This window comes from Streptococcus sp. A12, assembly GCF_905372335.1.
Lineage (GTDB): Bacteria > Bacillota > Bacilli > Lactobacillales > Streptococcaceae > Streptococcus.
Genome location: NZ_CAJPOU010000062.1, coordinates 1 through 6,648 on the forward strand (window position 1 = coordinate 1; position 6,648 = coordinate 6,648).

General features: G+C 41.0%; 10 protein-coding genes. 2 read left to right on the forward strand and 8 right to left on the reverse strand.

All coding sequences use genetic code 11. The annotated features are described in order from the left end of the window. Positions 1–131 precede the first annotated feature (131 nt). Positions 132–344, reverse strand: a complete 213-nt coding sequence (locus QZ158_RS07180; protein ID WP_293887101.1) for a YdbC family protein — start codon at positions 342–344, stop codon at positions 132–134. Positions 345–434: 90 nt separating this feature from the next. Here QZ158_RS07180 and QZ158_RS07185 point away from each other — a divergent pair, with 90 nt between their 5' ends. Then, positions 435–764 carry a hypothetical protein gene (locus QZ158_RS07185; RefSeq protein ID WP_040803002.1) on the forward strand — a complete coding sequence of 110 codons (330 nt, stop codon included), beginning with the start codon at positions 435–437 and terminating at the stop codon, positions 762–764. Between the two features lie 39 nt (positions 765–803). Here the strand turns inward: QZ158_RS07185 and QZ158_RS07190 are convergent, their stop codons facing one another. After that, positions 804–2,090, reverse strand: coding sequence for a U32 family peptidase (locus QZ158_RS07190; RefSeq protein ID WP_293887103.1), 1,287 nt, complete (start codon positions 2,088–2,090; stop codon positions 804–806). A gap of 162 nt (positions 2,091–2,252) precedes the next feature. After that, positions 2,253–3,182, reverse strand: a complete 930-nt coding sequence (locus QZ158_RS07195; protein ID WP_293887105.1) for a peptidase U32 family protein — start codon at positions 3,180–3,182, stop codon at positions 2,253–2,255. 131 nt (positions 3,183–3,313) lie between these two features. Here QZ158_RS07195 and QZ158_RS07200 point away from each other — a divergent pair, with 131 nt between their 5' ends. After that, on the forward strand, positions 3,314–3,610 hold the full coding sequence (locus tag QZ158_RS07200) for a DUF3270 family protein (RefSeq protein ID WP_048689491.1): 297 nt from the start codon (positions 3,314–3,316) through the stop codon (positions 3,608–3,610). Positions 3,611–3,708: 98 nt separating this feature from the next. Here QZ158_RS07200 and QZ158_RS07205 read toward each other — a convergent pair whose 3' ends face one another. From QZ158_RS07205 to QZ158_RS07225, 5 genes are all read right to left on the reverse strand, one after another. Beyond that, positions 3,709–4,179 carry a YtxH domain-containing protein gene (locus QZ158_RS07205; RefSeq protein ID WP_006595910.1) on the reverse strand — a complete coding sequence of 157 codons (471 nt, stop codon included), beginning with the start codon at positions 4,177–4,179 and terminating at the stop codon, positions 3,709–3,711. 15 nt (positions 4,180–4,194) lie between these two features. Further along, on the reverse strand, positions 4,195–4,578 hold the full coding sequence (locus QZ158_RS07210) for a DUF948 domain-containing protein (RefSeq protein WP_006595909.1): 384 nt from the start codon (positions 4,576–4,578) through the stop codon (positions 4,195–4,197). Between the two features lie 11 nt (positions 4,579–4,589). Continuing rightward, entirely contained in the window at positions 4,590–5,372 is a 783-nt protein-coding gene (gene lgt / locus QZ158_RS07215) for a prolipoprotein diacylglyceryl transferase (RefSeq protein ID WP_156676627.1), read from the reverse strand. After that, the gene (hprK, locus tag QZ158_RS07220) at positions 5,369–6,301 is read right to left on the reverse strand and encodes an HPr(Ser) kinase/phosphatase (protein WP_061564198.1); all 933 of its coding nucleotides are present in this window, start codon (positions 6,299–6,301) and stop codon (positions 5,369–5,371) included. The genes lgt and hprK overlap by 4 nt, the downstream gene beginning before the upstream one ends. A gap of 107 nt (positions 6,302–6,408) precedes the next feature. After that, positions 6,409–6,648, reverse strand: a 240-nt coding sequence (locus tag QZ158_RS07225) for a hypothetical protein (RefSeq protein ID WP_293887113.1), incomplete at its 5' end; no start/stop codon positions are given.

Below are 6,648 nucleotides of genomic sequence, written 5' to 3' on the forward strand. Positions count from 1 at the left end.
GGTTGAGTGAGCTCTACTACGCTGATTTCATCAGCTTTTACAGCCCTACTCAACTATGCGGAGGTGGGACGACGAAATCGAATTCTAATGAATTGCTGATTTCTGTCCCACTCTCTTTCTTACTCAGCCTATTACTGTTTAAATGCATCTAGCAGAACTTGGAATTCTTCATTGGTGAGCGTGATCCCCTTGCCCATCTTCGTATGGTCTGGGCTCCAAGTTCGGATATCATACTTGGCAGGTGCTCCATTAAAACTAACCCGGTTTAATTCCTTGGTCCATCCTTTTTCATTTTCAGATAAGACCAAGAGTTGTTCTTCAATTTCAAAACTAAAATCTGACATTTCATACTCCTTTCAATGTCTTTCACCTTAATAATTCGTAAAAAATTTTACAAAATGAATGAAATTTTCTATAATATATTGTATCAACTTATGGAGAATTATGCTATGAAAAGATTTCTTGAGCTTCTCAAGGACCGAGCCAATGAATTTTTCAACGATAAAACCTCTCAACCAGCTCCTTTAGAGGATGGTAAAACGATTCAAATTATTGAACTGGCCCTTCGAAAAAAACAAGGAGTCCATGTCATCTTCCAAAATAAGAGTTTTACAGGCGATATCGTGAAATATGATCAGGAACGAAAACAACTCATTGTCAAGAATTTTAAAAAGAGTATGTCAACTATCATTCGAATTTCAGACATTCAAAAGATTAGTCTCGTTCCACATACGATTCGAATCGCACAACAAAAAACACCGTAAACTTCCAAGCTTGGGAAGCATGCGGTGTTTTTTTACGTTTTAGGCACGAACTGTTTGGCTAGTTCCATCTTCTTTATAGAGGTTGATCAAGCCCTCTTTGAGTGCACGGATCATATCACCTGGTTCAACTAGTGTTGGCATATGAATGGTCAATAACTCCATCGGATTTGGAGCCCGATCAATTTTATTGCCCTTGGCATCATGCAAATCTTCAATGACTGTTTCAAAATGACGGAACCCAGGCCCGTAAAATTCTACTTGGTCTCCTTCATTGATGACATTCCGTTGTCGAATGGTCGCAATTTGCTTGTCCGCATCATAGGCTACCACTTCTCCGACAAACTTGTACTCTGGAATCTTCCGACGAGCCCCAAACAGTTGCTCATTTTCAGATGGTGTTCCGTAATAGAATCCTGTAGCCAACTCACGTTGGGCTACCTTCCACATTTCATCTACTAGATCTTGCTTAATCGCTTCAAACTTCTCAGGACTTTCCAAATAAGCATCAACAGCTGCCTTGTAGCAGTTCGTTACGGTAGAGACATAGTGAATGGACTTCATCCGACCTTCAATCTTGAGACTGTCCACTCCATTTTCAATCATATCAGGGATATGGTCAATCATCGACATATCCACAGCTGACATCGAGAATTCTTCAGGGATTTCCCCTTTGAGACTCTTACGTTCTTGGCCAAATGGCATATCATAGAGATCATACTTCCAACGACAAGATTGAGAACAACCTCCACGGTTGGCATCCCGCATACTCATATGATTGGATAAGGTACAACGGCCAGAGTAGGAAATACACATTGCTCCGTGAACAAAGGCTTCAATTTCAACGTCCGTCCGCTTACGAATTTCCGCTAGTTCTTCCATTGAAACTTCCCGAGCCAAAACGACCCGTGTCAAGCCCAAGTCTTTCCAAAACTCCAGGGTTTCATAGTTGGTGGCACTAGCTTGGGTAGAGAGGTGAATTTCCAAGCCAGGAGCCTCTGTCGCTGCGATGGTAATCAAGGCAGGGTCTGAAACAATGACCGCTGCGATTCCGATATCCCGTAAGCGACGGAACCATTCACCAGCTCCAACTTCATTTCCTTCATGCATGACCATATTGGCTGCAACATAGACCTTGGCACCATACTTGGCCGCAAATTGGACTCCTTCTTCCATTTGCTCGAAAGTGAAGTTCCCTGCACGGCTACGAAGCCCATAAGCCTGTCCACCAATAAAGACGGCATCCGCACCATAGCGCACAGCAACCTTTAGTTTTTCAAGTGTTCCCGCAGGTGATAGAACCTCAGGACGTTTCAATTGTTTTGTCATCATATCTCCTAGTATATTACAAGTATATTAGTTAGATTATCAATCTTGTCTATTTTATAGCAAATCCAGTCGAAAGGCAATGGTTTGGGAATTGTTTTGACAATTCTCATTCTTTACCATCACCAAAAAGGAAGGCCCGCACTCCTGGCAGGCTTTTCTCCTTTATTTAACCATGTCTGGATCGTAATCATAAAATCCAGTGTCAAGGAAACGATTCTTAGGATGCAATTGGTGAATCTGCTCATCCAATAAGAAGGCTTGATCAGATGTGAAAGTCCCAGCTTCTAGAAGCTCACGCGCTTTCACAAAACACTTGGCAATTTCCACAAAGTTTTGACCAGGTGTATAAATCCCCTCTAACTTCCAGTGAGTAAAACCATGCTCGACTAACTCAGAGAGTTTGGTCATCAAATCCAGGTCATTATTGGCAAAAATATGAGTTCCATGCTTGTCCTCAAAGATAGAATAGTGGCTTTCTGGATCTCCTGGTTCTGCCAAAAAGAGATCGCGCTCTCTCGTCTTTTCGTCATCGATGTGCGTAAAATTGTAGTAATTCTGCAAAAGAGGGCGTTTGGAATGATGAATCACACTGGCCCCATAAACCAATACTTCAGCAGGAATCTCTAAGATTTCTGGCATCTTGAAGAGCTCTGCAGATGGGATTTCTCGAGCAAGAACAGCTTCTGAAGCACCAGCCTTTTGTCCCCAGAAATTGATCTGACGGCTACTTGTCACCATGGTAGAAGCATCATAAATGGTTTTAAAGCTGTAGTCATCCCGCTTCAATACATAAAAGACGCCTGCATCTCCTACCGTGATATAATCGACGTTAATCGAAGCAAGGAAATCTAAAAATGGTTTGATACGATCCATCATGTCTTGGTGCATCAAGGCATTGACAGCCACTGTCATTTCCTTACCTGCCGCATGGACTAGGTCAGAAATTCGACTTAATTCGTCATACGAGAAAGTGTGAGGAAGTCGTAATCCAAATTCCTTTTCTCCGACATAAATACGGTCCACACCTACTTCCAGAAGGGCTTGAACCTGTTCAATACTTTCAGCTGTAGCTGTAATAATTATCTTTTTCATGAAAACTATTATACCAAAAAAGTCATTTTGCTCTCTAAATTTCTTAATTTTGTAAAAATTGTAACAGTTTTGTAACATTTCTATGCTTGAAAACGTGTTAAAATAATAGAGTACTGTTAGGAGAGAGAAATATGCCCGCAAGAAAACTTAGAGTTGTTGAAGAATACGACTATGTCGAAGTCCCTCTTCAACAAGAGAATACAACAACTAATTATGATTTTAACCTTGATACTGAACCAGCTCCGCAATTAAGTGAGCTACTATTTTTCCTTAATATTGCTGTGTTTTGTGTCTTAACTGTTTTATTTAGTTTCGTCTTTTTATCAATGAAGATGAATACCTTCTTTGCTTTTGCCTCAGCAATTGCTTGTAGTTTGGGAAGTATCCAAGCTTTCCGCATTTTCCAGTTAAAACGGAAACAGGACTAAGATTACATTTTTAGCCTCCTTCGGGAGGCTTTTTGGCATTTCCCATCCTCGTTTGTCATTTCATAAAAGAAATCCCTCACCATTGGTGAGGGATTATTTTATTCTTCTTCTACAGCTGTTTCTTTGATCTCTTCTTCCACTTCTGGAAGAGCTGTTTCTTCTTCTAATTCAAGAACAATCTCTTCACTTTCTTTTTCCTGTTTAGGCTGGAAAGGACTTGCTTGATTGCCGGTCTTTTGCTGGATTTTTTCCTTAATCGTTTGGATAGCATCTTGTGAAAATTCTACCACATCCTGCGTCTTATCTTTCACTGTCTCGATAACAGTGTCTTTGTTGATCTCGCCACTTTCAACTTTTTCTTTGGTTTGCTGAATAGCGTCTGATGCTTGCTTGGATAGTTCCATTGCAGATTGTTTCACCGAATCATGAACTTCTTGTGGATTTTCTTGGTATTCTTTTACAAAACCTTTGACTTTCCCAGTCAACTCTTTCCCTTTTTTGGTTGTCAGGAAGTAGGCTGCGGATGCGCCAGTGATCGTTCCAATTAATAATGATGATAAACGTCCCATAAGGTACCTCTTTTCTTATTTAAATAATTTCATAGCCATGCGAGCTGCCTTTAATCCGACAGATGTTTTAACGGTTTTCCCACCAACTACGACAGCTTTTTTGCTAATCTGACGCGCTTGATCATTCAGATCTGATACAGATACAGACAAATCTGCCACTGCAGTGAAGAGTGGATCAATGGTTGCAACTTTTTGATTCAAATCTTCTGTCAAAACATTCACTTTTGCTAACAACTCATTGGTTTGGTGTAAGGTTACATTCACATCTGATGTCAAGGTCTTAATCGTTACCTGAGTCTCATCTACAACTTTTCCAATCTTTGAAAACAAGATAATCAAGTAGATGACCAAAACTACTAAAGCTAACCCTAAAAGCCCATAGGCAATTTCAATAAACATTTCTTTTCTCCTTAATCTATTTCCGTTCTATAAAATGGTGCATTCTTTTTTCGTTGATAGATCATGATGCTGATTCCAAGTAGGATGAGGATCAGGGAAAGCCATTGTGAAACTCGAATTCCCAAAAACATCAAGCTATCTGTCCGCATTCCTTCAATAATCATTCGACCAAAGCCATACCAGATCAGATAGAAAGCAGTAACTTCGCCCTTTCTCAAAAGTTTCGGACGACGACGCAAGTAAAGAATCAGCACAAAACCAAGCAAGTTCCAACAAGATTCATATAAGAAGGTCGGTTGACGGTAATGTCCATCAATAAACATCTGATTCCGAATGAAAGAAGGTAAATAATCTAAATTCTTAACAATGGCTCCGTAGGCTTCTTGGTTAACAAAATTGCCCCAACGGCCAATACTTTGAGCAATCATGACACTCGGTGCAGCGATATCTAAAAAATCAACTGGATCAATCAAACGACTGCGTGAAAATAGGTAGAGGACCAGAGCTCCTGCCAGGAGTCCACCATAGATAGCGATCCCACCGTTCCATACGGCAAAAATCTCTCCTGGATTTTCCCTGAAATATGACCATCGAAAAATAACATAGTAGAGACGGGCCCCTATGATCGCTACTGGAAAAGCAATCAGAATGAAATCAATGATATCGTCTGACTCTATCCCTTTACGAGGTGCTTCTTTCATAGACAGGATGACTGCCAAAAGGAGACCGAGGATAATACAAATCGCATACCAACGGATACTAAAGGGACCGAGTTGAATAGCTACTGGATTCATACTTTCACCTCATTTTGATCAATCAACTGGGTCAATCGATCTTCAAAGGTTTTAGTAGCATCATATCCCATTTCTTTAGCGCGGTAGTTCATCGCTGCTGCCTCAATGACAACGGAAATATTGCGACCTGTCTTAACAGGAATGCGAATTCTTGGAATGGTTACTCCACAGAACTCAATTTCTTCCGCATTATTACCAAGACGATCGTAGGTTTGTTCCTTGGTGTAGTTTTCCAAGTAAACCGCGATTTGAACTTGAGAAGAATCCTTCACAGCACTGGCACCATAGAGACTCATGACATCAATGATCCCTACTCCCCGAATCTCTAGCAGATGGCGTAGAATTTCAGCAGGCTCACCCCACAAGGTCATCTCATCACGGGCGAAGACATCTACCCGGTCATCTGCTACCAAACGATGGCCTCGTTTGACGAGCTCTAACCCAGTCTCACTCTTCCCGATTCCACTATCTCCTTGGATCAGAACCCCCATGCCATAGATATCCATCAAGACGCCGTGGACACTAGTTCTTTCCGCAAGGAGAGAATCTAGGTAGCTTGATAGTTCACCAGACAGGCGACTAGTTGGAACGCGACTGCTTAAAATCGCGATTTGCTTTTCCTCTGCAGCACGGAGCATTTCTTCTGGAATCTCCAAATCACGCGCAATAATGATAACTGGTGTTTCCGGCTGGAACATCTTTCTCAAAACTTGGTGACGATTGTGGGATGTCATCTTGATGAGGTAAGACCACTCTTTCATCCCAACCAATTGAATTCGTTCTGGAGTATAGTAATCAAAATATCCTGTCATTTCAAGTCCAGGACGTGAAATATCTGCCGTTGTGATTTCTTTTTCAAATAGGCTTTCATTGCCGTACACAACCTTCAACCGAAGCTTATCAATTAAATCTCGGACTGTTATTGCCATAGGCTTCTCCCTTTTTGTTTTCTCTTACTATTATAGCAAATTATCCCAGGTAAGACTTGCTCAAGCATCTTTTTTTGGTATCGAAACTGATGCTATTATTCTCACACTCATTCCAGTACTCTTTGATGTTTCTCTTTATCCTTGTTATCCCATATTTCTATCGTTTCTTCATTTGAAAAAAAAGATGAGAGTGGGACAGAAATCGGTAATTCGTTAGAATTCGATTTCGTCGTCCCACCTCCGCACAGTTGAGTAGGGCTGTAAAAGCTGATGAAATCAGCGTAGTAGAGCTCACTCAACCACTGCGTCTTGCTCGACAATCCAAAAACAATTGAGAGGCTAGGACT

Coding starts and splice junctions, on each gene's coding strand:
- lgt (WP_156676627.1), bottom strand. CDS start 5,372: ATGAATCCAGTAGCTATTCAACTCGGTCCCTTTAGTATCCGTTGGTAT.
- QZ158_RS07200 (WP_048689491.1), top strand. CDS start 3,314: ATGCCCGCAAGAAAACTTAGAGTTGTTGAAGAATACGACTATGTCGAA.
- QZ158_RS07180 (WP_293887101.1), bottom strand. CDS start 344: ATGTCAGATTTTAGTTTTGAAATTGAAGAACAACTCTTGGTCTTATCT.
- QZ158_RS07210 (WP_006595909.1), bottom strand. CDS start 4,578: ATGTTTATTGAAATTGCCTATGGGCTTTTAGGGTTAGCTTTAGTAGTT.
- QZ158_RS07190 (WP_293887103.1), bottom strand. CDS start 2,090: ATGACAAAACAATTGAAACGTCCTGAGGTTCTATCACCTGCGGGAACA.
- hprK (WP_061564198.1), bottom strand. CDS start 6,301: ATGGCAATAACAGTCCGAGATTTAATTGATAAGCTTCGGTTGAAGGTT.
- QZ158_RS07185 (WP_040803002.1), top strand. CDS start 435: ATGGAGAATTATGCTATGAAAAGATTTCTTGAGCTTCTCAAGGACCGA.
- QZ158_RS07195 (WP_293887105.1), bottom strand. CDS start 3,182: ATGAAAAAGATAATTATTACAGCTACAGCTGAAAGTATTGAACAGGTT.
- QZ158_RS07205 (WP_006595910.1), bottom strand. CDS start 4,179: ATGGGACGTTTATCATCATTATTAATTGGAACGATCACTGGCGCATCC.